At 44.8% G+C, this 23879-nt stretch carries 29 protein-coding genes; 1 reads left to right on the forward strand and 28 read right to left on the reverse strand.

The window, feature by feature from the left end:
* The first annotated feature begins 6 nt into the window (after positions 1 to 6).
* Positions 7 to 1125: an NADH-dependent flavin oxidoreductase gene (locus BSI_RS16185; RefSeq protein WP_003236879.1), complete on the forward strand. Its 1119-nt coding sequence runs from the start codon at positions 7 to 9 to the stop codon at positions 1123 to 1125.
* A 60-nt stretch (positions 1126 to 1185) separates the two neighbouring features.
* Here BSI_RS16185 and BSI_RS22950 read toward each other — a convergent pair whose 3' ends face one another.
* The 28 genes from BSI_RS22950 to aroQ form a co-directional block, all read right to left on the reverse strand.
* Positions 1186 to 1320, reverse strand: a complete 135-nt coding sequence (locus BSI_RS22950) for a hypothetical protein (protein ID WP_003236881.1) — start codon at positions 1318 to 1320, stop codon at positions 1186 to 1188.
* A gap of 39 nt (positions 1321 to 1359) precedes the next feature.
* Complete coding sequence (locus BSI_RS16175; RefSeq protein ID WP_003236884.1) at positions 1360 to 1539, reverse strand: hypothetical protein; 180 nt, start codon at positions 1537 to 1539, stop codon at positions 1360 to 1362.
* 140 nt (positions 1540 to 1679) lie between these two features.
* Positions 1680 to 2483 carry a sporulation transcription factor Spo0A gene (gene spo0A / locus BSI_RS16170; protein WP_003226427.1) on the reverse strand — a complete coding sequence of 268 codons (804 nt, stop codon included), beginning with the start codon at positions 2481 to 2483 and terminating at the stop codon, positions 1680 to 1682.
* A gap of 275 nt (positions 2484 to 2758) precedes the next feature.
* The gene (gene spoIVB, locus BSI_RS16160; RefSeq protein WP_003236887.1) at positions 2759 to 4039 is read right to left on the reverse strand and encodes a SpoIVB peptidase; all 1281 of its coding nucleotides are present in this window, start codon (positions 4037 to 4039) and stop codon (positions 2759 to 2761) included.
* A gap of 175 nt (positions 4040 to 4214) precedes the next feature.
* Complete coding sequence (gene recN, locus BSI_RS16155) at positions 4215 to 5945, reverse strand: DNA repair protein RecN (RefSeq protein WP_003236888.1); 1731 nt, start codon at positions 5943 to 5945, stop codon at positions 4215 to 4217.
* A 35-nt stretch (positions 5946 to 5980) separates the two neighbouring features.
* A complete protein-coding gene (argR, locus tag BSI_RS16150; RefSeq protein ID WP_003236889.1) occupies positions 5981 to 6430 on the reverse strand; it encodes an arginine repressor ArgR in 450 nt (149 codons plus the stop codon).
* A gap of 97 nt (positions 6431 to 6527) precedes the next feature.
* A complete protein-coding gene (locus BSI_RS16145; protein WP_003236890.1) occupies positions 6528 to 7373 on the reverse strand; it encodes a TlyA family RNA methyltransferase in 846 nt (281 codons plus the stop codon).
* A complete protein-coding gene (gene dxs, locus BSI_RS16140) occupies positions 7370 to 9271 on the reverse strand; it encodes a 1-deoxy-D-xylulose-5-phosphate synthase (RefSeq protein ID WP_003236891.1) in 1902 nt (633 codons plus the stop codon). Before dxs ends, BSI_RS16145 begins: the two co-directional genes overlap by 4 nt.
* A gap of 180 nt (positions 9272 to 9451) precedes the next feature.
* Positions 9452 to 10342, reverse strand: coding sequence for a polyprenyl synthetase family protein (locus tag BSI_RS16135; protein ID WP_003236893.1), 891 nt, complete (start codon positions 10340 to 10342; stop codon positions 9452 to 9454).
* Positions 10332 to 10586 carry an exodeoxyribonuclease VII small subunit gene (locus BSI_RS16130; protein WP_003226409.1) on the reverse strand — a complete coding sequence of 85 codons (255 nt, stop codon included), beginning with the start codon at positions 10584 to 10586 and terminating at the stop codon, positions 10332 to 10334. The genes BSI_RS16135 and BSI_RS16130 overlap by 11 nt, the downstream gene beginning before the upstream one ends.
* A complete protein-coding gene (gene xseA, locus BSI_RS16125; RefSeq protein ID WP_003236894.1) occupies positions 10583 to 11929 on the reverse strand; it encodes an exodeoxyribonuclease VII large subunit in 1347 nt (448 codons plus the stop codon). Before xseA ends, BSI_RS16130 begins: the two co-directional genes overlap by 4 nt.
* 137 nt (positions 11930 to 12066) lie before the next feature.
* Positions 12067 to 12918: a bifunctional methylenetetrahydrofolate dehydrogenase/methenyltetrahydrofolate cyclohydrolase FolD gene (folD, locus tag BSI_RS16120; RefSeq protein ID WP_003226403.1), complete on the reverse strand. Its 852-nt coding sequence runs from the start codon at positions 12916 to 12918 to the stop codon at positions 12067 to 12069.
* A gap of 11 nt (positions 12919 to 12929) precedes the next feature.
* Positions 12930 to 13325, reverse strand: coding sequence for a transcription antitermination factor NusB (gene nusB / locus BSI_RS16115; protein ID WP_003236895.1), 396 nt, complete (start codon positions 13323 to 13325; stop codon positions 12930 to 12932).
* Between the two features lie 263 nt (positions 13326 to 13588).
* A complete protein-coding gene (yqhY, locus tag BSI_RS16110; RefSeq protein WP_003236896.1) occupies positions 13589 to 13996 on the reverse strand; it encodes a fatty acid biosynthesis protein YqhY in 408 nt (135 codons plus the stop codon).
* A 20-nt stretch (positions 13997 to 14016) separates the two neighbouring features.
* Entirely contained in the window at positions 14017 to 15369 is a 1353-nt protein-coding gene (gene accC, locus BSI_RS16105; protein ID WP_003236897.1) for an acetyl-CoA carboxylase biotin carboxylase subunit, read from the reverse strand.
* Positions 15370 to 15380: 11 nt separating this feature from the next.
* The gene (gene accB, locus BSI_RS16100) at positions 15381 to 15863 is read right to left on the reverse strand and encodes an acetyl-CoA carboxylase biotin carboxyl carrier protein (protein ID WP_003236898.1); all 483 of its coding nucleotides are present in this window, start codon (positions 15861 to 15863) and stop codon (positions 15381 to 15383) included.
* Positions 15864 to 16019: 156 nt separating this feature from the next.
* On the reverse strand, positions 16020 to 16682 hold the full coding sequence (gene spoIIIAH / locus BSI_RS16095; RefSeq protein ID WP_003236899.1) for a stage III sporulation ratchet engulfment protein SpoIIIAH: 663 nt from the start codon (positions 16680 to 16682) through the stop codon (positions 16020 to 16022).
* The gene (spoIIIAG, locus tag BSI_RS16090) at positions 16683 to 17372 is read right to left on the reverse strand and encodes a stage III sporulation protein AG (RefSeq protein WP_003236900.1); all 690 of its coding nucleotides are present in this window, start codon (positions 17370 to 17372) and stop codon (positions 16683 to 16685) included.
* The gene (gene spoIIIAF, locus BSI_RS16085; protein WP_003236901.1) at positions 17365 to 17985 is read right to left on the reverse strand and encodes a stage III sporulation protein AF; all 621 of its coding nucleotides are present in this window, start codon (positions 17983 to 17985) and stop codon (positions 17365 to 17367) included. The genes spoIIIAG and spoIIIAF overlap by 8 nt, the downstream gene beginning before the upstream one ends.
* Before the next feature lie 13 nt (positions 17986 to 17998).
* Positions 17999 to 19198 carry a stage III sporulation protein AE gene (gene spoIIIAE / locus BSI_RS16080; protein WP_003236902.1) on the reverse strand — a complete coding sequence of 400 codons (1200 nt, stop codon included), beginning with the start codon at positions 19196 to 19198 and terminating at the stop codon, positions 17999 to 18001.
* Between the two features lie 18 nt (positions 19199 to 19216).
* Entirely contained in the window at positions 19217 to 19618 is a 402-nt protein-coding gene (gene spoIIIAD / locus BSI_RS16075; protein WP_003230228.1) for a stage III sporulation protein AD, read from the reverse strand.
* A gap of 6 nt (positions 19619 to 19624) precedes the next feature.
* On the reverse strand, positions 19625 to 19831 hold the full coding sequence (gene spoIIIAC / locus BSI_RS16070; protein ID WP_003153142.1) for a stage III sporulation protein AC: 207 nt from the start codon (positions 19829 to 19831) through the stop codon (positions 19625 to 19627).
* Between the two features lie 22 nt (positions 19832 to 19853).
* Positions 19854 to 20369: a stage III sporulation protein SpoIIIAB gene (gene spoIIIAB, locus BSI_RS16065; RefSeq protein WP_003236904.1), complete on the reverse strand. Its 516-nt coding sequence runs from the start codon at positions 20367 to 20369 to the stop codon at positions 19854 to 19856.
* A complete protein-coding gene (gene spoIIIAA / locus BSI_RS16060) occupies positions 20363 to 21280 on the reverse strand; it encodes a stage III sporulation protein AA (RefSeq protein WP_003236905.1) in 918 nt (305 codons plus the stop codon). The genes spoIIIAB and spoIIIAA overlap by 7 nt, the downstream gene beginning before the upstream one ends.
* Before the next feature lie 75 nt (positions 21281 to 21355).
* Positions 21356 to 21637: a YqhV family protein gene (locus tag BSI_RS16055; RefSeq protein ID WP_003226379.1), complete on the reverse strand. Its 282-nt coding sequence runs from the start codon at positions 21635 to 21637 to the stop codon at positions 21356 to 21358.
* A 143-nt stretch (positions 21638 to 21780) separates the two neighbouring features.
* Positions 21781 to 22338, reverse strand: coding sequence for an elongation factor P (efp, locus tag BSI_RS16050; protein WP_003236907.1), 558 nt, complete (start codon positions 22336 to 22338; stop codon positions 21781 to 21783).
* 24 nt (positions 22339 to 22362) lie between these two features.
* On the reverse strand, positions 22363 to 23424 hold the full coding sequence (gene papA / locus BSI_RS16045) for an aminopeptidase PapA (protein ID WP_003236909.1): 1062 nt from the start codon (positions 23422 to 23424) through the stop codon (positions 22363 to 22365).
* 2 nt (positions 23425 to 23426) lie between these two features.
* Positions 23427 to 23867 carry a type II 3-dehydroquinate dehydratase gene (gene aroQ / locus BSI_RS16040; protein ID WP_003236911.1) on the reverse strand — a complete coding sequence of 147 codons (441 nt, stop codon included), beginning with the start codon at positions 23865 to 23867 and terminating at the stop codon, positions 23427 to 23429.
* Positions 23868 to 23879 lie beyond the last annotated feature (12 nt).

A 23879-nucleotide genomic window follows, 5' to 3' on the forward strand; every position in this document is an offset into this window, starting at 1 on the left:
GATTAAATGAACCCTAAATATAAACCGCTGTTTGAACCATTTACGTTTAAAAGCGGCGTTACAATTGACAACCGGATCACAGTAGCACCAATGACTCATTACGCTTCTAATGATGACGGTACGATATCTCAAGCAGAGCTTGATTACATCATCCCCCGTTCAAAAGAAATGGGAATGGTGATTACAGCCTGCGCAAATGTCACACCGGATGGAAAAGCATTTCCCGGGCAGCCGGCCATCCATGATGATGCCAACATTCCAGGTTTAAAAAAATTAGCGCAAGCCATTCAGGCGCAAGACGCTAAAGCCGTTGTACAAATTCATCACGGCGGCATTGAATGTCCGTCTGAGCTCGTTCCGCAACAAGATGTTGTAGGGCCAAGTGACATGTTTGATAACGGCAAGCAAATTGCCCGCGCCTTAACAGAGGAAGAAGTAGATAACATTGTGAAGGCATTTGGAGAAGCGACAAGACGCGCCATTGAAGCCGGCTTTGACGGTGTCGAAATTCACGGCGCAAACGGCTACTTGATTCAGCAGTTTTATTCTCCGAAAACCAATCAGCGCACAGACCGCTGGGGAGGTAGCGACGAAAAACGATTAGCCTTCCCGCTTGCTATTGTCGATGAAGTGAAAAAAGCCGCTGCAGAACATGCGAAGGGTGCGTTCTTAGTCGGCTACCGCCTGTCTCCGGAAGAACCTGAAACACCAGGATTGACAATGACTGAAACCTTTACGCTTGTTGACGCTTTAGGGGATAAAGAATTGGATTACCTTCATATCTCACTGATGGACGTGAGCTCAAAAGCGCGCCGCGGTGCAGATCCGACTCGCACACGCATGGACTTGTTGAATGAACGTGTCGGAAACAAAGTGCCACTTATCGCCGTCGGTTCCATTCATTCCGCAGATGACGCGCTGGCTGTAATCGAAAACGGTATTCCGCTAGTCGCGATGGGACGCGAAATTCTAGTTGACCCCGACTGGACGGTGAAAGTAAAAGAAGGCCGGGAAAAACAAATCGAAACAGTGATCAAAGGCACAGATAAAGAAAAATATCACTTGCCTGAACCGCTATGGCAAGCAATTGTGAACACGCCTGGCTGGGTGCCTTATAAAGATTAATGTGTGGAGACTGCCGAAACGATATTTTTAAAAAAGCCCCTTGTATAAGGGGCTTTTTCTCTAATCAAACAGTTTGTGTAAAAACCTAAATGGCAGGAACAGCAATAGGTCTGCCGCTTCAGAAAGCAAATCCAACAGCAATCCGTCACGTTTTCCGGCTTTTTTCTTTTTCATTCGTACGTCTTCTTTGTTCATGAATACGTCCTTATCTTACGAGTTTGCAGGGGAAAGGTTTCAATTTGATCCTGATTGTTTGTTTTTGATAATCCAAGCAGCGAAAACACATGAAACCATGACTGTAAATGAGATGAAGTCGATCAGGGTGCCTGCCATGTGTGATTCTGTAATGATGTTCGAATTGACGCAAAGCGCAAGAATAAATAACGCAATCAGCAGTCCGTACTTTTCAAACACATTATCACTCCCTCCGGAAAATGTGCTTCCTATCATCATCCATTATAATAAATGTCCCTAAAACAAAACGCCTCCTATTTATCAGCGCGAACTAATAAATAAAAGACGTTTGATTTAATCATCGCTTAATATACTCATGCTTAAGAAGCCTTATGCTCTAATCTCAGCTTATCCGCAACCATTGCAATGAACTCTGAATTTGTCGGTTTAGCTTTTGTCATGCTGACTGTATAGCCGAACAATGAGGAAATGGAGTCAATGTTTCCTCTGCTCCACGCCACTTCAATTGCATGGCGGATCGCTCTTTCTACACGGCTTGCGGTTGTGTTGAATTTTTTGGCGATGTCCGGATAGAGGACTTTTGTAATGCTGCCGAGCAATTCGATGTCATTGTATACCATTGAGATTGCTTCGCGCAGATAGAGATAGCCTTTAATATGCGCCGGGACGCCGATTTCATGGATAATGCTTGTGATGCTCGCGTCGAGATTTTTCTTTTTTGGTTCAGGCTGGCTGCTGCGTATAATGCTGCTTTGCGATGATGGCGCACGGTGCGTCACGCTGCTGGCATTTCCGCTGACCTGACGGATATGTCCGACAAGGTTTTCCATATCAAACGGTTTGAGAATAAAGTAGGACGCGCCTAAATCGACGGCCTTTTTCGTGACATCTTCCTGTCCAAAGGCTGTCAGCATAATGACATTCGGCTGTTTTTTCAGATCTGATTCCCTCAGCCGCTCTAAAACCGCAAGTCCGTCCAAATGCGGCATAATAATATCCAATACGAGCACATCGGGATCTTTTTCTTTAAACAACGACAGGCATTCCTGTCCGTTATAAGCTACACCGATCACTTCCATGTCTTCCTGTCCTTCTATATATTCACTCAACAGGCTTACCAGCTCTCGATTATCATCAGCAACACAAACTTTAATTTTCTCCACGTTTCTTCCTCCCCAAATGTAGTTAACAGGATTCACCCTTGCTACATGTTTACATTCGACAAAACCGCTATATACCCTCTAAAAAAATCATAATCACCAATATTAGTGGCATATCTTTGTTATTCTATGTTTTTCTCCGTTTTTCGACTAAAAATGAAATTTGACAAACAAGGAAACGTGAATTTGTCGAAAAATCTTCTTTTGTACATTTTACCGTATGTATTCTGAGAAGTGAAGAGGAATAAAAACAAAAAAACTGCCGGAAATTCCGGCAGTCAGCTTGCTTTTTCTTTTCCATAAATATCGATTCCTGCTTCTGACAGCATCCATTCAATATGAACGCCGTATCCGCTTGTCGGATCATTTACAAACACATGGGTGACAGCGCCGATCACTTTTCCATTTTGAATGATCGGGCTTCCGCTCATCCCCTGTACGATGCCCCCTGTTTCTTTCAACAGCCTCGGATCGGTTATTTTTAAGACCATTCCTTTTGTCGCCGGGAATTTTTGCGGCGTCGTGCTGACGATTTCAATATCAAATTTTTCTACCTTGTCATCATCAATGACCGTTAAAATTTCAGCCGGCCCTTTTTTGACTTCATTAGAAAACGCAACCGGCAATGCTTGATCTGAAATGTTGTTTTGAATTGGCTGATGCAGTGTGCCGAAAATCCCAAATGGGCTGTTTCTGTTAATATCCCCGATCGTTTTGCGTTCTGAGGAAAATCGCGCCAGTTTTTCTCCCGGATTTCCGCCTGTCCCTTTTTCAATTGATGTTACAGTGGATTTGACGATTTCTCCATTCTCCACTACGATTGGTTTCTTTGTGTCCATATCGGAAATCACGTGGCCAAGTGCTCCGTATTTTTTTGTTTTCGGTTCATAAAAGGTCATGGTGCCGATGCCAGCAGCCGAATCCCTGATATATAATCCGATTCTGTACTTGCCTTCTGCTTCATCTTTTTCTGGAATGAGCTTTGTTTTGATTTTTTGCTTATCACGTTTAATCAGCAAATCTAACGATTCTCCGGTTTTACCTGCCTTCTGGATAAATGGGGCTACATCATTCATTTTTTCAATTTTCTGTCCATTCATCTCAATAATGATGTCGCCCGCTTCAATACCGGCCGTTTCTCCCGGAGATTTTTTGCCTTCACTTGTGTTGATTTGATGAAACCCGACGACAAGAACACCGACGGAATGAAGTTTAACACCGATTGATTGTCCGCCAGGTATGACTTTTAAATCAGGAAGAACTTGCACTTTTGTTTTTTTGATTGGAAATCCGGCAAGATCGTATACTAATTCTGATTCACCTGATTTTTTGCCTGTCACCTTGATTTCATGCGGGTCTTTTTTTACTGTAAACGCTTCTGACGATTCTTGTGCATGAGCGTTTACCGATAAGCTCGTTTCAATCGCTTGTGTTTGGGTTTCAAATACTCTCATTTGCGTTGGAATCAGTAAATACTCTTTTAGCGGTTTGCATAAACCTACACTTAATAACGAAACAAGGAGAATTAAACCTACTGCTTTTCTGATGTTATCGGGCATTCACTACTTCACTCTCCTCGCTCCTATCCCACACCTTCTTTATGACTTGCTGCTACATCATTTAATTTTGCCTTCTGACGCCTTATTTATAACTGTCATATAAAGAAAAACATTGGATATACTGATGAACGAATGGATGTGTGCGAAAAAAAATAAGCTGCGCTTCTCGCGCAGCTTACCCAGTTGTTTTGACTTGATCCGCTTGTTTTAAAAGTTCTTTCGCATGGCGTTTCGTCAAGTCTGTTACTTCGACTCCTGCAATCATGCGCCCGATTTCCACTACCTTTTCCTGCTTAGACAGCGGCTTGACATGTGTCGTCGTTCTGCCGTCTTTTAACTCCTTCGCAATATAAAGGTGCATATCGGCCATGGCAGCCACCTGAGGCAAGTGTGTAATACACAGCACTTGTGATCCTATTGACACTTTATGGATCTTCTCAGCGATTGCCTGGGCGACTCTGCCGCTTACACCGGTATCGACCTCATCGAATATAATCGACGTCACATCCTGCTGAGAGGAAAAAATGCTTTTTATGGCAAGCATTACCCGAGACAACTCTCCCCCGGAAGCGACTTTCGAAAGAGATTTTAGCGGTTCACCTGTATTGGTTGAAATTAAAAACTTCACCAGATCTATCCCTTGTTCAGTCAGCTGAACAGGCTGGCCGTTTACAATCGGCGCCTCCTCATTGCGGGACGCTGTTCTGACCTTAAATTCCGTATCAAACGTTGACTTTTCCATGTACAGGCTTTTTAATTCCCGATGAATCTCATCGGCCAGCTTTTTCGCCCATGCTTTCCTGATTTGTGAAACATTTGCCGCTTCCACTGCGACATCTTTGCCGACTGAGTCAAGCTCCTTCTTCAAGCTTTGAAGGTGACTGTCCCTGTTTTCAATTTGGTCAATCTCTTCTTCAATTTTAGAAGCGTATTCTAAAATGTCCTCAACAGATGCACCATATTTTCGTTTCAGCTGTTTGATTTCATTAAGACGTGTTTCAATATAATTCAGGCGTTCCGGATCATACTCAAGCTCGTCCAGCATATTTCTCATCTGAAATGTAGCGTCCTCCAGAAGATAGTAGGAGTTCGAAACACTTTCAGACAGTTTTTTCAGCGGTTCATTAATATCGGATATATCTTCAAGTTGCGCTGATGCCATTCCGACCCAGTCCAGTCCGCCTTGCTCACTGCGAAGCGCGTTATACGCATTTTGCAGCGATTCATATATCTTCTCAAAGTTTGAAATTTGCTGGCGTTCTTCTTGGAGCTGTTCATCCTCATTAAGCTCAAGCTTTGCCGATTCGATTTCTTCGAGCTGAAATTGAATGAGATCAAGGCGGTGGGCCATTTCCTGTTCGCTTTCAGAAAGCTGTTTTAGCTTTTTAAGCAGCTTCATGTAACGCTGGTATCCTTCCTGATATGCTTGGAGCGCACTTTCCACTTCGGCTCCGGCAAACTTGTCCAAAAGCTGGAGATGATTTTCGTCCTCCATTAACAGCTGGTTATCGTGCTGCCCGTGAATATCTAATAAAAGCCTGCCGATCTCTCTTAACGAGGCAATCGTGACAAGCTTGCCATTAACCCGGCAAACGCTTTTTCCACTCGTGCTGATATCCCTTCTCATAACGATCATTTCGTCTGAAACGTCGATTCCCTGCTCAGCGCATATATCAAAAACGGGATGGCCGCTCTCCAACAGAAACAGCCCTTCAAGCTCGGCTTTTGCTTCTCCATATCTGACAAATTCAGATGATCCTCGGCCTCCGACTAAAAGAGAAATGGCATCTATGATGATGGATTTGCCGGCTCCGGTTTCTCCTGTTAAAACCGTGAGCCCGCGTTCAAAAGAAACCGTCAGTTCCTCAATAATGGCAAAGTTTTTAATCGATAGTTCAGCTAACAAACAGCATTACACCTCTTATCTTTGTTAGATTTCTGTTACAGCAGCTCAAGCAGTCTGTTTTTTACGCCGTCTGTATCTTCAGGAGTCCGGCAAATAATTAAAATCGTGTCATCTCCGCAAATGGTCCCCATAATTTCATCCCAGTCCAAATTGTCCATCAGCGCCCCGATTGCCTGGGCATTGCCCGGCATCGTTTTCAGCACAATCATATGGCTTGCAGAGTCTACTTTCACAAATGCGTCCATCAGTGCCCGCTTCAGCTTGGACAGCGGATTGAAACGCTGGTCTGCCGGAAGACTGTATTTGTAAGAGCCGTTATTCGTAGGGACTTTTACAAGGTGAAGTTCTTTAATATCCCGTGAAACCGTGGCTTGCGTTACTTTGTATCCATCCTGCTTCAGCATGTCGACCAATTCATCTTGCGTTTCGATTTCATTGCTTGTAATGATCTCTCTGATTTTAATATGCCTCTGGCCTTTGTTCATGTAAGCACCTCTATTTCCAGCTTATCTGTTCTTTTATGTTATATGATTCTCTGCAAATTGTACATGAATGCAGAAAAAAGGAATAATAGTCGCCCTATTATTCCGGTACATCTGCTTTTTTTTCTTTTAACGTCTTATGTGCCTCTTCTACAATGCGGGTGATCTCTTCTTCCGGCAGCTCCTGTCCTTCCTGTCCCTCTCCCGGCCAATGCAAATGAAGGAGAAATTCAATATTTCCGTCTCCTCCCGTGATAGGAGAAAATGACAGGCCTTGGCAGATATAGCCTTCAGCCGCAGAAAAACTGATCATTCGCTTGAGAACATCAGCATGCACTTTAGGATCTCTGACAATCCCTTTTTTGCCGACGGATTCCCGTCCCGCTTCAAACTGCGGCTTAACAAGAGCCATGCAGTCACTGCCCGGTACAAGCAATGTTTTGAGAACAGGCAGGATAAGCCGCAGTGAAATAAAGGATACATCAATCGTAGCAAACTCCGGCATGCCCTTTGTAAAGTCTGCCGGTGTTGCGTAACGGAAGTTGGTCCGTTCCATTACGACGACCCGTTCATCTTGTCTGAGCTTCCACGCAAGCTGATTGTAGCCTACATCCACCGCGTATGACTGTTTAGCTCCGTTTTGCAGAGCGCAGTCCGTAAAACCGCCGGTGGAGGAGCCAATATCAATCATGATTTTATCCTTAACAGAGACGGGAAACTCCTTCAGCGCTTTTTCAAGCTTTAAGCCGCCTCTGCTCACATATTTTAGCGGGTTTCCTTTGACGGTTAACGGTAAGTCACGGTCAATTTTTTCCCCGGGCTTGTCCAAGCGGTTTTCGTTTGAATAGACGATCCCCGCCATAATAGCTCTCTTGGCTTTTTCCCGCGTTTCCGCCAGCCCTCTTTCCACTAGTAATACATCTAAACGTTCTTTCTTTGACGTCATGATCCAATTCCTTTATGTGTCTTCGGCGGCATCAGTAATCTAATCCGGTCTGCCGCCTGCTGTTTTGTTAGTCCAATTTCTTCAAGAAGCGCCGTTACGCTTCCGTGTTCAATAAAACGATCCGGGATACCCATTCTGTCAATTGGTGTAAGATATTCACCTTGATCATGAGCGAATTCTAAAATCGAGCTTCCGAAACCGCCTTCTAAGACCGCTTCTTCAATCGTTAAAATCGGCAAGCCTTCTTTTAGGATATCCTTCATCATCTTTTCATCAATCGGCTTAATAAAGCGCGCATTCACAACGCGCACGGAAAGGCCTTCTTTTTGCAGCTCTTCAGCTGCTTCAAGCGCCATTTCGATTGTTGTTCCAAACGTTAAGATGACAGCGTCGTTCCCTGGACGCAGCACCTCCCACGTGCCGATCGGAATCGTTTTCAGCTGTTCATCCATTTTTACGCCGAGTCCGTTTCCGCGCGGAAAACGCATCGCAATCGGGCCTTCATTATAGCTGAGTGCTGTATGAACCATGTGCTGTCCTTCATTTTCATCTTTTGGCATCATTAAGACGATGTTTGGAATGTGACGCATAAACGCAATATCAAACACGCCTTGATGTGTCTCTCCGTCAGCGCCGACGAGCCCTGCACGGTCAATGCCAATAAACACATTGGCGTTTTGACGGCAGATGTCATGAACAACTTGGTCATATGCCCTTTGCAGGAAGGTTGAATAAATCGCCAAAAACGGCTTCATCCCCTGCATTGCCATAGCTGCTGCCATCGTAGCGGCATGCTGTTCTGCGATTCCTACGTCGAACATGCGGTCAGGGAATTCCTTTGCAAAGCCTTCAAGCTTAGAGCCGACAGGCATAGCCGGCGTAATGGCTACAATGCGTCCGTCCTCGCGCGCCATTCGCTGCACAGTGCTGCTGACTAGGCCGCTCCATGAAGGAGCTGCGGCTTTCGGTTTTACAAAGTCACCGGTATTAATTTTATATGGTCCGGTACCATGCCATGTTCCAACCGTATCGGTTTCAGCCGGTTTGTACCCCTTCCCTTTTTTCGTAATGACATGCAGGAGAACAGGGCCTTTCGTTTTTTTGGCGTATTGAAGATTCTCAATCAGCTCATGATAAGAATGTCCGTCCACCGGGCCTAAATACGTAAAACCAAGCTCTTCAAAAAACATTCCCGAGACGAGCATGTATTTCAGGCTGTCTTTGACTCGTTCCGCCGTGGCGGCAAGTTTGCCCCCGACTGCCGGAATCTTTTTAAACAAGTATTCGAGCTCGTCTTTTACCCACTGGTATTTCCCTGCAGTGCGCAGTCGTCCGAGCATAGAATGAATGGCGCCGACATTCGGTGCAATACTCATTTCATTATCATTCAGGATGACAATCATATCTTTTTTCTCGTCGCCGATGTGGTTCAGCGCTTCGAGCGCCATTCCGCCAGTCAGCGCGCCATCACCAATGATCGGAATAATAAATTCATCCGTACCTTTAATATCACGCGCAGCAGCCATCCCCATCGCACCTGACAGAGAAGTTGAGCTGTGCCCGGTTTCCCAAACATCATGCTCGCTTTCACTCCGCTTTGGGAATCCGCAAAGCCCTTTGTACTGGCGAAGCGTCGAAAATTCTTTTCCGCGTCCTGTCAGCAGCTTGTGGACGTAAGACTGGTGGCCTACATCCCACAAAAATTTGTCTTTCGGGCTGTTAAATTCCTTATGCAGCGCAACAGTAAGCTCTACGACACCTAAGTTTGGGCCGATGTGGCCGCCGGAAGCAGATAAAGTTGTAATTAAAAATTGACGGATTTCATCACTTAATTTCTCTAATTCATCAATGGACATGTTTTTTAAAAACGACGGGTCCTGTATTGATAAAAGATCCAAAGCGGATCAACTCACTTTCAGCATGAATTTCTGCAATGATACATGTCTTCTACAAGCCGAGCTGGACAATGGCCAGTTCTCAGACATAAAAAAAGACAAACACGCTTTTCCTTTTCATTTTTCATATAAACTGCTTACATTTTACCATATCTCGTGCAGCCGCTTCAAATTAGGATCGTTTCAGTGATCTCTTGCCGCAATTAAATCACAAAGCTCAAATAAAAGATCTTTTTGAAGAGAGAGTCCGCCGATTAAACGCTTCGCCTCATTGATGTGAACATCCAATTTATGTTTGGCCCCTTCCAGTGAAAGAAGTGACGGGTAAGTCGATTTGTCGTTTGTTGTATCCGAGCCGACACGTTTGCCGATTTTCTCTTCACTGCCTTCTAAATCTAAAATATCGTCTCTGATTTGAAAACCGATTCCAATGTGACTGCTGAAGGTACGCAGCGTTTCAATGTCTTCCTCAGGCGCATCCGCCAAAATAGCACCGGCAATGACGCAAAAACCGAGGAGCTTGGCTGTTTTCCGTTCATGAATGGATTCGAGCTCTTCAAGCGTGACTTGGCGGTTTTCCGCTTCCATATCAGCTACTTGCCCCCCGACCATGCCTTCAGTGCCTGCCGCTGAAATCAGTTCATTCACAAGCCGAAGCCGCTTTTCTGCTGACACCTCGTCTGACACGTGGGAGGTGATCAGCTTAAAGCTTTCCGTAAGGAGCCCGTCACCGGCTAATACTGCTGTCGCTTCACCGAATACTTTATGGTTTGTCGGCTTCCCGCGGCGCAAATCGTCATCATCCATACAAGGAAGGTCATCATGAATTAACGAATATGTGTGAATCATTTCGACAGCACACCCAACTGGAATGCCGTCCTTTTCACTTTTCCCATAGGCGTTTAATACAGCCAGTACAATGAGAGGACGCAGCCGCTTTCCGCCAGCCTCAAGGGAATACAGCATAGACTTTTTTAATGAGTCCGGCATATCAAGCTTCTCTGTATAGACAGAAAGCTGATTTTCAATCGTTTTTTTCCGCTCCGCCAGAAAGCTCGTTAATTTATTTGTCACCTTCGTCTTCCTCCTGAACACTAAAAGGTGCCAGTTCGCCGTCTTCTTTTAAAATGAAATCCATTTGTTTTTCGACTTTTTGCAGCTTTTCGTGGCACATTTTTGAAAGAGCCATGCCTTCTTGGAAATAGTTAATCGCTTGCTCTAAAGGCACATCGCCCTCTTCAAGCTTTGACACAATGCTTTCAAGCCCTTTCATCGCTTCTTCAAATGTCATGTTTTCATTTTTTTTCACGTCTGTCATTTTTCTTCCCCTCTCTTTTCTAATACTTCACAGGTCAGCACGCCATCCTTCAGCTTGACCTCAACCTGGTCCTTCTCTTCTATCTGACTGACACTTTTAATGAGTTCGTCTTCTTTATAAGCCAAGCTGTATCCTCTTTCCATCACTTGAAGAGGACTTAACGCATTCAGCTTGCCAAGAACAGTTTGAAATTGGGAATGCAGCTGCTTCATTTGGATATTCATATTTTTTCTCAGCTGATTTGTTTGTTCCTCGTATCGTGTTCTCGCTTGCTTCAGCTGTTCATGAGGATGCAGCGCCTCTAATCTGTACGTTTCACGCTCAAGCTGTCTGCTTTTTCGATCTAAAAGAGCGGTAAGCTGTGCTTGAAACTGTTGATAGGCAAGGTCAAACTGCTGCTCTTTTTGCGCATACAAACGCTTTGGAAAACGAAAGGCATACGAGGATTGCAGCGTTTGAATCCGCTCTTTTTTCTGGCCGAGATGCTGCTGCATCGCTCTTGTCATCCTGACTTCCGCTGTTTTTGTCCGTTCGATTAAATCAGTGGTATGCGGTACGGCAATCTCAGCTGCTCCTGTCGGCGTTGCGGCTCTGATATCAGCGACAAAATCACTGATCGTAAAGTCCGTCTCATGCCCGACTGCCGATATAATCGGAATGTTAGAAGCGAAGATCGCACGTGCTACAATTTCTTCATTAAATGCCCACAGTTCTTCAATCGAACCGCCGCCTCTCCCAACAATTAATACGTCGCAAACCTCTTTTTCATTTGCCTCTTCAATGCGCTGAACGATGGATCTGCTCGCATTTTCGCCTTGTACGAGCGCTGGAAGAACAATAACTTTTACAAGGGGATATCTTCTTTTTAGAGTTGTAATGACGTCTCTGACAGCGGCACCCGTTGGAGATGTCACAACCCCGATTGTGGCTGGAAATGCGGGGATTTGTTTTTTGTAGCGGTTATCAAATAAACCTTCTCCGGCAAGCTTCTTTTTTAGCTCTTCGTACGCTAAATAAAGCGCTCCGACCCCGTCAGGCTGCATTTCTTTGGCATATAATTGGTAGTTTCCGCTCGGTTCATATACGGAAATTCCGCCTCTGACCAGCACCTTCATGCCGTTTTCAGGTTTAAAAGCCAGACGCTCGCTCTGTCTCGCGAACATCACCGACTGCATTCTGGCATTTTCGTCTTTCAATGTGAAATAAATGTGGCCTCTTGTGTGTATTTTTACATTCGATAATTCGCCTTTAATCCAAATATTTTCAAGATGAGGATCTACATCGAATTTTCGTTTTATATACTTTGTCAGCGCTGAGACAGTAACATACGCTGTTTCGCCCATGTCTCAAACTCCTCTCATAAGCATTCCTGCACCATAACTAAAGAAAACCCGCCCTGGCTTTAGGAGCCTGAAGAAGCGGGTATCGTGCTCATATTCACAGCGGGCAAAACGTCCCGCCTGTGAATATCTCCAATTATCTATGATAACGTACGTTTCGCAGATTTAACAGTATTATGCGCAAGCATCGTGATGGTCATCGGACCTACTCCGCCAGGAACCGGCGTGATGAAGGACGCTTTTTCTTTTGCCCCTTCAAATTCAACGTCTCCGCAAAGCTTTCCGCTTTCCAGACGGTTAACGCCGACGTCAATGACAACAGCGCCCTCTTTGATCTGGTCTGCACTGATGAAGTTAGCTCTGCCGACTGCCACCACCAAGATGTCCGCTTTTTTCGTATGTTCGGTAATATTTTCCGTTCTTGAATGACAGTAAGTAACCGTCGCGTTTTCATTTAATAAAAGCTGGCCGACAGGTTTGCCGACAATATTGCTTCGGCCGACTACAACAACCTCTTTACCGGAAAGGTCGATATTGGTTTTCTTCAAAAGCTCAACAATTCCATGAGGCGTACAAGGAAGAAACGTATCTTCGCCAAGGAGCATTTTCCCTACGTTTAATGGATGAAAACCGTCTACATCTTTATCAGGAGAGATACGTTCGATCACCGCTTTTTCAGAAATATGGTCTGGAAGCGGGAGCTGAACGAGAATGCCGTGAAACTCAGGGTCTTGATTGTATTGATCGATTATGGATAGCAGTTCAGCTTCTGTGAGGCTGCTGTCAAATTGATCGAGCTTGAAATTCATTCCCATTGTTTCAGCCGCTTTTTTCTTTCCTCGCACGTAAGAGTGAGAAGCAGGATCATCTCCAATCAAAATAACCGCCAGTCCAGGAGTGACGCCTTGCTTTTTAAGCTCTTCTACCTCTTTTGCCAATTGTTCGCGTTTTTCTCTAGCCGTTTCTTTTCCGTCGATGATTGTTGCAGTCATTTTCTTTCCTCCTATGATTGTTCAATATCAGATTTAATGTTAGAAAGAACCCCGTTTACAAACTTTGTCGCTTTGTCATCACCAAACCGTTTTGCCAGCTCAATCGCTTCGTTCATGGAGACATTCACCGGAATGTCTTCGACATATGCCATTTCGTATGCTGCCAGACGCAAAATCGCGCGGTCAACATTGGCAATCCGATCGAGCTTCCAATTCACCAGATGCTTGGAAATCATTTCATCCAGCTGGACTTGGTGTTCCAATACCCCGTGTACAAGCTGTTCAAAGAAAGGATCTGTTTTTTCTTCATCCAATGCGTGTTCAATGGCTTCATTTACTGCGATATCGCTGACATCAATTTGAAATAGTGCCTGCAAAGCTTTTTCTCTTGCTGTTCTTCTTTTCATTTTCTTTCTCCTTTGATCCTCTTTATCCGCTTGTCGTTAAGCCACAAAGAGATCATAACATATTTTTTTCGTATCCGCATATTGAAATCAAGGTTTTTTACCCTATTACCGAATATTTTCACACACCTTGATATGATCATTCGGATTTCACGTTCATGAAGAAACTCGGCTGCCTTGAGCCGGCTTTCTTCATGCTTTGAAATAAAGGGTAACGTGTAAAAAAACCAAAGGGCCGCCCTCCCCTTGGTTTTTTGTTAAGCCATTTACATTTCTTCGTCGATTTGGACTTCTTGGGCTTTTGTGTCAAATTGAATGCCGACGATGTGAATATTGATCTCGTTAATCGAAAGAGACGTCATATTTAATAAGGTTTGACGAATGTTTTCCTGAACGGACGCTGCAACTTTCGGAATCGAAACGCCGAATGTAACAACGCAGTATACATCGATCGTAATTCCGTCATCCGCCAGGTCGACTTTGACACCTTTGCCATGATTCACTTTACCGAAGCGCTCGACGACGCCTGTCGCAAAGTTTCCGCGCATTTCGGCAACACCGTCAACTTCTGAAGCTGCTATGCCGGCAATGACCTCAATGACTTCCGGTGCAATCTCAACCTTACCTAAATGCGTATCTTCTTGATCCATTTTAAGCAAGCTGTTGTCTTTCATTCAATTCACCTCCGTAAAAATTATGAGCCCATTACATCATATGTTTCTAAAAATTTCGTATTAAACTCTCCGCTAACAAATGTTTCGTGTTCAAGCAGTTTTAAGTGGAACGGGATTGTTGTCTCAATGCCTTCGATCACGAATTCGCTCAATGCGCGCTTCATTCGGGCAATCGCTTCATCTCTCGTTTTTCCATATGTGATCACTTTTGCAATCATGCTGTCATAGTACGGAGGGATGGAATAGCCCGGATACGCAGCTGAATCTACACGGACACCAAGACCGCCAGGAGGCAGGTACATTTTAATTTCACCAGGTGACGGCATGAAATTTTTACTTGGGTTTTCTGCGTTGATTCGGCATTCGATAGCCCAGCCTTCAAATTCGACATCTTCCTGCTTGAGGCTCAGTTCCATTCCTGATGCAACTTTGATCTGTTCCTTAATCAGGTCGGTTCCCGTTACCATTTCTGTGACTGGGTGCTCTACCTGGATTCTCGTATTCATTTCCATGAAGTAGTAGCGCTGTTCTTTGTAGTCATAAATAAATTCAACAGTTCCCGCGCCTGTATAGCCAACTGCTGTTGCAGCCTTAACCGCTGCATCTCCCATCTGCTCCCTGATTTCTGAATCAAGCGCCGGAGACGGCGTTTCTTCCAAAAGCTTTTGCAGGCGTCTTTGAATCGAGCAGTCGCGTTCGCCCAAATGGATCGTATTTCCGTAGTTATCGGCAAGCACTTGGATCTCAACATGACGAAAATCTTCTATGTATTTTTCGATGTAAACACCTGGATTTCCGAATGCTGTTGCAGCTTCCTGCTGTGTAATCTTAATGCCTTTGACCAATTCCTCTTCGGTGCGGGCAACCCTGATTCCTTTTCCGCCTCCGCCTGCGGTGGCTTTTATAATTACAGGATACCCAATTTCATTAGCAAGCGAAACCGCTTCTTCCACATTTTCTATAATTCCTTGTGAACCCGGTACGATCGGTACGCCGGCCTGTTTCATCGTTTCCCGCGCAACATCCTTTGTTCCCATTTTTGAAATGGCGTCAGCGCTCGGGCCGACAAACGTGACGTTAACTTCTTCACATAATTCCGCGAAATCAGCATTTTCAGCTAAAAATCCATATCCCGGATGAATAGCGTCTGTGCCTGTCAGCTTTGCAACACTTACTATATTTGTAACGTTTAAGTAGCTGTCTTTTGATGCTTTCGGTCCGATACAAAAAGCTTCATCGGCCATTTGAACATGAAGGGCATCTTTATCAGCTTCTGAATAAACAGCGACAGTCTCAATTCCGAGCTCTTTGCAGGCTCTGATGATTCTGACAGCAATTTCTCCTCGGTTGGCGATCAATAGCTTTTTAATCATGTTAAGTCTCCTTACTCTGCTTTTACAAGAAATAGAGGTTGTCCGTATTCGACCAGCTGGCCGTTTTCTACTAATACTTCAACGATTTCACCTTTTACTTCCGCTTCGATTTCGTTGAATAGCTTCATTGCTTCTACAATGCAGACAACTGTGTTTTCATTTACTTTTGAACCAGCCGTTACATAAGGGCCCGCTTCCGGTGATGAAGATGCATAAAACGTTCCTACCATTGGCGAAGTGATTTTATGCAGATTTTCATCTTGCTTCGGTGCTTCTTGGGCAGGTGCCGGCGCTGCTTGCTGCGCTTGCGGCTGAACTGCCTGCGGAGCCTGAGCTTGTACAGGTGCTGCCGGCGCCTGCTGCATCACTTGAACAGTGCCTGCTTCATGTTTTTTCAGTTTTAAGGATACACCTTCATTTTCATATACGAATTCGTCAATTGTAGACTCGTCAATTGCTTTAATCAGCTCGTGGATTTCTTTAATATTTAACATTCAATCGCACTCCTATGTATGAAATTTCTTTTTTATAGGTTACTACTAAAAGTACATACTATGTTTATCTTACAGGAGCGGACTTTTGAATTCAACTCTAATATGATTGGCACGCAAAAAGCCCGCTGCTTAAGCGGGCGTGTTTTTCCTCTTTTTTCACTTGGATGGCTCAAATGTGACAGCGACGTCTTTCATTGTTTTGATTTCTTTTGCCACAAGGTCTATGATGGCTGTCGCCTTCGATTTGGAGTGTTTGTCTGATTTGACAGTAATGTTGATTTTATCTCCTTCAGCATTGACGAGCGCGTCTTCGTAGCCTTGTGTTTTAATAAGGGTTTCCAGCTGTTTTTCTGTTCCTTCTACTTCACTGAGAGCCGTCATTTTATCATATGCTTCGCTCTTTTCCTTTGCTGTTGCATCATCGCTTGACACAATGGCATTCAGCTCTTCTCTTTCTTTGCTTCTGGCATCTTCTAAATCAAGACGGTACGTCGTAAACAGATCATCATCAGCTGTTTCTGTTACAACAGTTCCTTTTTCACTAGCTTCAGCTGATGTTTCCTTGTCTCCAGATGAATCTTTCGTGCCCTTTGTTCCATCTTCTTTTTCCGTTTCTGTTTCAGTTTCTGTACCGTTTTTTTCCTTCGTGTCTTGCTTGGCAGGCGCTTTTTCAGTTGCAACCTCTCCGCTGTCAGACGCGCTTTTTTCACTTTGCATTTGCACGGCATTTTTACTTTCCGGCGACATGATATAGTAGACGCTTAACACCACGACAAGACTGAGCATTGTTAATAGCCAAACGGTTTGTTTTTTAAGCATTTATGAATCCTCCTTTATTTTTTTAGGGGCAACCGCAACCCGGTGGCTTGGTACATCCAGGACCCGTGTCACCGCTTCAATAATGGTTTGTTTTATTTGAACGTTGTCCACTCCTTGAGCAACAACGAGTACACCGCGTATATCAGGCTTTTTCGTTTGGACGACGACGGGCGTTTCCTTATCGCCGTTTTTGATCATGACAATTTCTTCTTCTGACGTCTGGTCTGTAACGCTTCTTGTTCCGCCTTCTTTGTCTGTTTCTTCAGTGGTTGTATTTTTGTTTGATTTGTTTTTTTCGTATACTTTCAGCGACGTTGCATCAACATTCACGACAACAGAGACATCGTCCACACCTATGATCGTTTCAAGAATTTCTTTCAGCTGATTTTCGTATTCTTTTTCATAATCATCGATCGAGTGCTTAGGTTCATCAGATTTTGAGGCTTTAAACACTTCGGCTGTTTTCTCTTTGCTGTCTTTGGTATCTTGTGATGGTACTGCCGTTATCGTTTTGGCGTTTTCTGTTTTCTCAGGTGAAGAAAACAGCTGGCTGACAAGCATAAAGGAAACTCCGAGAACAAAAACGAACAGAAAGTAATGATATTTGGTCAGCTTCGGCTTTTCACCGTCCTTCGTTTGCCCCGGAAGAAACTGCTTTTTCAATACATTCCATAATCCGTTTTTATTCATTGCCGACACTCTCCCCGCCTTCCATATGAACCGTAATTTTCTCACTTCCGATTTCCCAAATGTCCGCAAGCTGTGACTGGATCTGTTTGGCTTCTTTTTGTTCGGCTGCTTCTTTCGTTACGTATGCATGATCTGTATCAATGTTGACCGGCGCGACCGTTTGGACCGTTTTTTCAGAAGACGGGGCCATATACACGCTGATTGTTTTAATATCCTCTTCTGAATCTACCTTTTCTCCTGCCGTGAGTTTGATGTTGTCTACTTTGTATTCATCATGACTGAATCTCTCCTCTGCTTTCTTTTTTAGTTGGACAGCCATTTCTTCTAAAATATATGCGCGCTGGGAAGCTTGTATTTCTATTTTTTTTGAATTGATTTGATTTTTTATGTCGGCAGACTCCGACTGCCCGTTTTTTGTGAGGTACTCAAAGATGACTGCAGGGTCTGTATTGAAAAGCTTAAAAATCGGCGTGAGCATGACGACAATCAAGAGCAGGCTGACTACCATTTTTGCGTACTTTTGCATACTGGAGCTCGGCAGCAGCATATCAATTACAATTGCAAATAGGATAAACAACACGATGGTGGTCAGCCATTCAGTTAAAAAACTCATCCGCCAGCCTCCTTTATTTCATCATCATCGTGAGGTTTCCGGCTGTGATTATGACGGTAAGGCTTAAAAAAAACATGAGAGATACAATGGCGAGAGCTGCAAAAATATAAATGACGCTTTTGCTGATGACATCGAGGCAAGTAATGACGGGCCCGCCTCCAAGCGGCTGAAGAATCGCGGCTGCCAGCTTATAAATAAAAGCGAGGGAAAGCACTTTGATTGCCGGAAAGGCCGCAATACAGATCAAAATAGCGACACCGAGAATCCCTACTGTATTTTTCAGCAATAAGGAAGCACTGATCACTGTATCTGTCGCGTCTGTAAACATCCGGCCAAGCACAGGAATAAAGTTTCCGGTTATAAATTTAGCCGTCCTGAGCGTAATGCCGTCTGTCACTGCAGCTGAGGCTCCCTGAACAGAGATGACGCCGAGAAAGATGGTGAGAAAGACGGCCAGTGCGCCGATGGCGATATTTCTAAGCAGATTGGCCAGCTGCGTTACTTTGTATTGTTCGGTCATTGTACTGACAATGCTCAGAATCGCTGATAAGAAAATGAGCGGCATAACAATATTCTGAATCAAGAGACCGCTTGTATTCATCAGAAAGAGGATAACAGGATGAAAGAAGGCTGCAGATACAGCTCCGCCCGAGGAAGCCAAAAGCGCCAAGAGGAGCGGAATGAGCGCCAATATAAAGCTGGTCATCGTCTGAATGGCCTCTGTCGCATAATTGATTGCCACATGAAAACTGTTTAGCGCAAGGATAATCAACACCATGTACACAATTGAGTAAGCGACTTTGCTGACGGTGCTTTGCTGAAACGCATTTTGCAGAAGCTGCAGGATGACGCAAAATATCGTGAGCAAAATCAATGTGCCCAGCAGTTTTCCGTTGGCAAGCACTTCATGAAACAAATAAGAAAAAAGAGCTTTCAGCCATTCTTGCGGTGAAAATGATTTATCGCCGTTGATAAACTCCATTAAGCTGCCTTTTTGGCTTTCCGGCAGCAGTCCGCCGTACTCTGTCATAATGTCATTCCAAAATTCACCGATCTTGTCTGTTTCAAGCGAGTCCGCTGTCCTTTCCGCTAATTGTTCAGCCGTTTCAGCATGGTCTTCCGTTTGTTCGGCGTCACCAGCTGCTTGTACCATTTCTGCACGGCCTGCTATGAGCAGCACGGCCAGAAGCAAAGCCCATTGAAAACGCTTCAATCTACCGCCTCCTTTCGGTTATGACATAGAAGGTATAAGTCCGAGAATCGTTTCGATAATGACTGTTAAAATAGGCACAGCCATAACGAGAATTAAAATTTTCCCCGCCAATTCTATTTTCGAGGCGATGGCCCCTTGACCGGCATCCTTGGTGAGCTGCGCCCCGAATTCAGCAATATAGGCGATTCCGATAATCTTTAAAATGGTTTCAACATAAACCATGTTGACGTTTGCATTAATCGCGATTTTTTCTATCATTCGAATAATGTCGTAGATTTGATCTACTAAATAAAGAAAAATGGCACAGCCGGCAAACACGACGATTAAAAACGCAAAAGTCGGCTTTTGTTCTTTTACAATCAAAGAAAGGAAGGTGGCGATCAGCCCTAAACCTACAATTTGAACAATGTCAATCTGCAAGCCCCCCTATCCTTGGAATAAAAACACAGCTTTTATCTTTTTAAAAAGGTCATCTACGATCGTGGCGACCATAAATAAAATATAGATAAAACCTAACAGCGTCACCCACTGGGCATATTCTTTTTTGCCCATCTGATCCAAAATCGTGTGTAAAAAAGCAACCACGATTCCCACTCCGGCGATTTGAAATATGACATTCACGTCTACTCCCATTTTATTTTTGCTCCCCTCACGTTTACATCAATAGAAGAATGAGTAACAAGCCCGCTAAAAAGCCCAAACTTTTTATCATCTTTTCATTTTTTGCTTGTGCCTGCTCAGCATCCGCTTCAGAGGCTTCCAAGTGTGTCAGCGCCAGCTTGATGTGCTTTTGCTGCGAGATTCGATCATGAATCCCGAGCGTCTCACCAAATTGCTTTAGCACTTCATATTCGCTTTTTTTCAAAGACATGCTGTCCCACACTTTCTTTAAGCTTTGCTCCCACGCCGTTTTCGCGGAATCACTGCCCTTGTCCAGCTGATCACTAAACGTGATAAAAAGAGCCGAAACAGGCTGTGCCAGCTGCTTGGCAATCTGCTGTGAAGCGGTATGAAGCGGTGTATGGCCGTACATGATTTCTGCCTCGAGAGATTGGAGCGCCGCACGCAGCTGGCGGATTTGCCGCGGACGTTCTGTATAAATCTTCGCCATCTCAAAACCTGTCCATGTTGTCGCTACCACAATGAATACAGCGCCCAGCAGCTTCAACATTTCTTCATCGTCCCAGACAGCACATTTCCGTCTTTGTCATAAATCCGGCTTACTGTGCCCGGCCCCTTCGCTCTCGATAATTCCAAATAGCGGTCAAAGGCTCTTTCTTCCCACAAACGCTTCAATGAAGGCCGCTTCATCAGGTCGGATATGCTCCAGCCATGCGCCGAGACGATTACTGAAACACCGGCATGCAAGGCCTCAAGAAGTGCATCTGTATCTTCCACGCGCCCGATTTCATCGACAATGATCACCTCAGGGCTCATCGATCGAATCATCATCATCAGACCCTCAGCCTTTGGACAGGCGTCTAATACGTCAATCCTCTGTCCAAATTGGTGCTGCGGAATGCCGCGCAGGCACCCGGCAATTTCTGACCGTTCATCGACGATTCCTGTCTTTACGGGCAACATGAGATTTTTGCCGGTGCTCGAGAGTCTCGCAAGATCCCGGAGAAGTGTTGTTTTGCCGGTTTGCGGCGGACCGATAATCAGCGTATTCAGCCAGCTGTCTTGATACAAGTATGGAAGCAGCGGCTCCGCAATCCCCAGCTTTTGCCGGGCAATTCGTATATTAAAAGATGTGATGTCACGGAGGCCTTTCACACCTCCGTTTTCCGTAATGACTCTGCCTGCCAGTCCGACTCTGTGGCCGCCTCTGATCGTGACATACCCTTTCTTCAGCTCTTCTTCGAGCGTATACATACTATAGTTGCTGAGCCGGCTAAGGATCAGATGGGCATCCTCGGCCGTGCCCGTATAGGACAAAAAAACAGGTTGTCCTTTTCGAATTAATTCAACAGGGCGGTTGACCCGAATTCTGACTTCTTCGATTTCCAGCCATTGATGTTCCGGTATTTCAGAAAGGGCGTTTTTCATGGATTCTGGGAGAACCTCAGCGATTTCATTCAACAGAGCCTCCTCCTTTCTACCGATTGGCTTCTTTAAAATGTATGATGTGAGGCAGACTTTATGACAAGCCTCTCTTTATTTATGAACACCCGCTAAAATCAAAACAACACCCGTAAAAATCAGTATCAGCTTTGCATACGACAGCTGCCCGGCAATTTGATAGATTCCGACAGTCATGGTAATGATAAATATCAGCGGACCGACAATAGCGAGAATGCTGTTAACCACAACCGCCTTCCGGACATCATTTGTCACAAGCATGATAATCGCTGCCGTCAGCTCAATCATCGAGGATAAAACTCGCAATCCGGCCATTGTTAAAACAGTAGAATTGATATTTCCAAGTAAAAATTTCATAGCACTCTCCCAACCTCCCATTTTTTTATATGATATGCTCTAGCTTGCAGAAGTAGTCTTGTCATTTTCGTATAAAAGAAAGATTCTGTTTTTGGGCAAAAAAAAAGCCTGCTCCCATTCGGGAACAGACTTCTTATTTCTTTCTACGCTCTTGAAACGTAAGAACCGTCTGATGTATTGACAACAAGTGTGTCGCCTTCATTCACAAAGAACGGCACGTTGACAACAAGGCCGGTTTCAGTTTTCGCAGGTTTTGTACCACCTGATGCTGTATCACCTTTAATACCAGGTTCAGTCTCAACAACTTTCAGCTCAACTGTGTTTGGAAGTTCGATACCGAGCGTTTCATCTTGGTACATCATGATATGCACAGACATGTTTTCAAGCAGGTATTTTAATTCCTCTTCGATTTGAGCCTCGCCCAGTTCAAGCTGCTCATAAGAAGAAGTATCCATAAATACGTGCTGATCTCCGTTTGCATATAGGTATTGCATTGTTTTTGTTTCGATTTGCGCTTTTGCTACTTTTTCACCAGCGCGGAAAGTTTTTTCCTGAATCGCGCCCGTACGAAGGTTGCGGAGTTTAGAGCGGACAAACGCCGCGCCTTTACCAGGTTTTACGTGCTGGAAGTCAACGACGCGCCAAATGCCGCCGTCTACTTCGATTGTTAATCCTGTACGGAAATCGTTAACTGAAATCATGTTTAATGTCCTCCTATATTCCAATCACAAAATAATAAGTTCTTTTGGGGAATGGGTGATTGTCCGGTTGCCGTTTTCTGTAATCACGATGTCATCTTCTATGCGGACACCGCCTGTTTCTGGTATGTAAATGCCCGGCTCCACTGTGACCACCATGCCCGGTTCAAGGATAGCTGAAGATCTGACGGACAATCCCGGCGATTCATGAACTTCCATACCGAGCCCGTGCCCGGTTGAATGGCCGAAATATTCACCGTAGCCTTTTGTAGCAATGTGATCCCTTGTGAGGGCGTCAGCCTCTTTTCCTGTCATGCCCGGCTTAATATGTGCGACGCCGAGTGCCTGAGCATCAAATACGACCTGATAAATCTCCTTCAATCGATCACTGGGCTGACCGACAGCGACCGTACGGGTAATATCAGAACAATATCCTTTATAATAAGCGCCAAAATCAAGTGTAACAAGGTCTCCGCTTTCAATCAGCTTGTCACTGGCCACACCGTGCGGAAGGCTTGACCGAAGGCCCGAGGCGACAATCATATCAAAAGAAGAGCTATCAGCTCCCTGGCTTCTCATATAAAACTCCAGCTCATTGGCAACAGCTATTTCAGAAATGCCGGGTTTCATAAACGTCAAGATATGTTTGAAGGCATCATCTGCAATCTTCGCAGCTTCCTCTAATATCTTAATCTCTTCACTAGACTTAATCAAGCGCAACTTTTCTACGGATTCAGCCACAGGCACTAATTCAGCCTCACTGATAACCGCGCTGTATGATGCGTATGTGCCGTATGTCATGCTGTTCTGCTCAAAGCCGACACGCTTGATGCCGAACGCTTCAACCGTGTCGGCTGTAGTCTGAATCAAGCTGCCGCCATGCTCAATGATCTCAAAGCCCTTTACCTGAACCTTCGCCTGCTCTGTATAACGAAAATCCGTAATAAACGCTGCCCTGTCACCTGATATAACAGCCAGGCCAGCTGAACCTGTAAATCCTGTCATATAGCGTACATTTGTGCTGCTTGTAATCAGCATTCCGTCAATCCCCAGCTGTCCAAACAGGTTTCTTAATTTCTCTAGCTTCATCTTTATTCTCCCCCTTGCTGGCTTATTAAGTAGCGGAGAGCAAGCTTGTAGCCTTCAGATCCAAGACCGACAATCTGCCCTTTCGCAACCGGAGCGATGACCGACTGATGCCTGAATTCCTCCCTGGCGTATAAGTTTGATAAATGCACCTCAATCACTGGAAGATTAATGCTTGAAACAGCATCCCTGATCGCATAGCTGTAATGGCTCAAGGCACCAGGGTTCAGAACAATCCCGTCGTATTGCTCCTCAGCCTCATGTATCGCATCTATCAAATCACCTTCGTGGTTAGACTGGAAGAAAGTGAGCTGGATATGTAAGGCTTCAGCAAAATGAAAAAGGTCTGTTTCGATATTGGTCAGTGTCCGGCGGCCGAATACCTCCGGCTCACGCTTCCCCAGCCGATTGACATTCGGCCCGTTCAAAATCAAAAAATGAGGCACATGAATCTCTCC

Source organism: Bacillus inaquosorum KCTC 13429 (assembly GCF_000332645.1).
GTDB classification, from domain to species: domain Bacteria; phylum Bacillota; class Bacilli; order Bacillales; family Bacillaceae; genus Bacillus; species Bacillus inaquosorum.

Coding starts and splice junctions, on each gene's coding strand:
- BSI_RS16185 (WP_003236879.1), top strand. CDS start 7: ATGAACCCTAAATATAAACCGCTGTTTGAACCATTTACGTTTAAAAGC.
- BSI_RS22950 (WP_003236881.1), bottom strand. CDS start 1,320: ATGAACAAAGAAGACGTACGAATGAAAAAGAAAAAAGCCGGAAAACGT.
- spoIVB (WP_003236887.1), bottom strand. CDS start 4,039: ATGCCCGATAACATCAGAAAAGCAGTAGGTTTAATTCTCCTTGTTTCG.
- argR (WP_003236889.1), bottom strand. CDS start 6,430: ATGAACAAAGGCCAGAGGCATATTAAAATCAGAGAGATCATTACAAGC.
- BSI_RS16145 (WP_003236890.1), bottom strand. CDS start 7,373: ATGACGTCAAAGAAAGAACGTTTAGATGTATTACTAGTGGAAAGAGGG.
- BSI_RS16130 (WP_003226409.1), bottom strand. CDS start 10,586: ATGACAGACGTGAAAAAAAATGAAAACATGACATTTGAAGAAGCGATG.
- xseA (WP_003236894.1), bottom strand. CDS start 11,929: ATGGGCGAAACAGCGTATGTTACTGTCTCAGCGCTGACAAAGTATATA.
- folD (WP_003226403.1), bottom strand. CDS start 12,918: ATGACTGCAACAATCATCGACGGAAAAGAAACGGCTAGAGAAAAACGC.
- nusB (WP_003236895.1), bottom strand. CDS start 13,325: ATGAAAAGAAGAACAGCAAGAGAAAAAGCTTTGCAGGCACTATTTCAA.
- yqhY (WP_003236896.1), bottom strand. CDS start 13,996: ATGAAAGACAACAGCTTGCTTAAAATGGATCAAGAAGATACGCATTTA.
- accC (WP_003236897.1), bottom strand. CDS start 15,369: ATGATTAAAAAGCTATTGATCGCCAACCGAGGAGAAATTGCTGTCAGA.
- accB (WP_003236898.1), bottom strand. CDS start 15,863: ATGTTAAATATTAAAGAAATCCACGAGCTGATTAAAGCAATTGACGAG.
- spoIIIAH (WP_003236899.1), bottom strand. CDS start 16,682: ATGCTTAAAAAACAAACCGTTTGGCTATTAACAATGCTCAGTCTTGTC.
- spoIIIAG (WP_003236900.1), bottom strand. CDS start 17,372: ATGAATAAAAACGGATTATGGAATGTATTGAAAAAGCAGTTTCTTCCG.
- spoIIIAF (WP_003236901.1), bottom strand. CDS start 17,985: ATGAGTTTTTTAACTGAATGGCTGACCACCATCGTGTTGTTTATCCTA.
- spoIIIAC (WP_003153142.1), bottom strand. CDS start 19,831: ATGGGAGTAGACGTGAATGTCATATTTCAAATCGCCGGAGTGGGAATC.
- spoIIIAB (WP_003236904.1), bottom strand. CDS start 20,369: ATGTTGAAGCTGCTGGGCGCTGTATTCATTGTGGTAGCGACAACATGG.
- BSI_RS16055 (WP_003226379.1), bottom strand. CDS start 21,637: ATGAAATTTTTACTTGGAAATATCAATTCTACTGTTTTAACAATGGCC.
- efp (WP_003236907.1), bottom strand. CDS start 22,338: ATGATTTCAGTTAACGATTTCCGTACAGGATTAACAATCGAAGTAGAC.
- papA (WP_003236909.1), bottom strand. CDS start 23,424: ATGAAGCTAGAGAAATTAAGAAACCTGTTTGGACAGCTGGGGATTGAC.